This is a genomic window from Psychrobacter sp. AOP5-GZ1-6 (assembly GCF_052376345.1).
In the GTDB taxonomy this organism is placed as follows: Bacteria; Pseudomonadota; Gammaproteobacteria; order Pseudomonadales; family Moraxellaceae; genus Psychrobacter.
This window is the reverse complement of the sequence record NZ_JBQSVP010000272.1, coordinates 1-1,267: the sequence shown is the minus strand read 5'-3', so window position 1 is coordinate 1,267 and position 1,267 is coordinate 1. Positions and strand designations below refer to the sequence as shown.

Annotated in this window: 1 protein-coding gene and 1 pseudogene; both read left to right on the top strand. The window is 40.1% G+C overall.

Going from position 1 to position 1,267, the window contains the following annotated elements:
* Positions 1-935, top strand: a 935-nt coding sequence (locus ACT3RN_RS15675) for a hypothetical protein (protein ID WP_444518823.1), incomplete at its 5' end; no start/stop codon positions are given.
* Between the two features lie 69 nt (positions 936-1,004).
* Positions 1,005-1,267 (top strand): annotated as a pseudogene (locus ACT3RN_RS15670) (hypothetical protein); the annotation flags it as partial.

The window sequence follows — 1,267 nt, the reverse complement described above, 5'->3', positions numbered from 1 at the left end:
TAAACCCAGATTATTTACTGTTTCACCCGATTATCAACTCGCATCAATTAGTTGGTTTTTTAATGGCTTATGCTTTTAGTTGGTTGTTTGGGCAAGGCTTGTTTTTCTTTCTAGTAGTAGTATCTAGTTATATATTTGTCAAAGATTTTGAATACGCAGCGCTATTTTTAATAATCATGCTTACTTTGTTCCTGATAGTTTTTGGTTTTGGATCATATTTAGTTTTAAAACAACTTAAAAACAAAAAATCCTACTACAACAAAATCTTACTGCTAAAACAAACACAACAGCTTGCTTATTACGAACATAACCGCAAGCAAGAGCCTATCTTCCATCTAATTAACTACAAAGATATTGTCGCGTCGGTTAGACGTAACAAAGGCGTTGTCTTTGAAGCCTTGAATCTGCATGTGATTGATCCGAAAACAAATCAAACCATCCAAAGCATCAACCTTGAAGACATGCAGCTTAGTCCTTATGATCAGTGGACGTTTATTCGTACCTATATGGAACGTCCAGCAGACGAGCTACCGCTTGACCCACGATACGCTCACGCTTGTCCGACAGATATCAGCACCTCGCTATTGGCTTGTGCTGATATCGCTCAAGAGAAGAAAGACAAAGGTTTGACAGGTTTACGTCATGAAGTGACGGTTATGGGCTGGTTGAGAGCGTGTACGGTGAGCTACTTAGATCTAGCTGAAGGCAATATTTATCAATCGAGTGCCAACCCTGCATTACATCCTGAAGTGCAGCGTCGCCTCATGTGGGATGGAAAAAACAACCCATATAATGTACTGCCTGTCACCGCTGAGCGCCAAGCCGCCTTTGATAATGAAAACACAAAGGTCAAACTTAAATGGTATTCAGGCATCGCCGTGAATGCGACATGGTTTATCGGTTCGATACTGTATGTGATGCTGGTGATTGCTTAGATAAAAACAACAATAAACAAGCTATCTAGGCATATAAGAGTGCTTTAACAAAGACGGCGGAGTAAAACGATGATCGACATGATAGGCCGCGGAAAAAACGGAACCTACGACACCTTAGGTAAAGCTTATAAAGTAGATAATTTACAACATGAGCTGCGCCCATATCAAAAGCTTGATTATCCGCTACGTCCGCAGCGTACTGTCGTACAGTTTAATAGCACCTATATGGAGCTGGTAGACATGTGGGACTTTATCCGTGGCGAGATTGTTTGGAGTCAATTATTTATTTTGATAGCTGTATTATTTAGCATCGGTACTTTTTTCTTAGTATT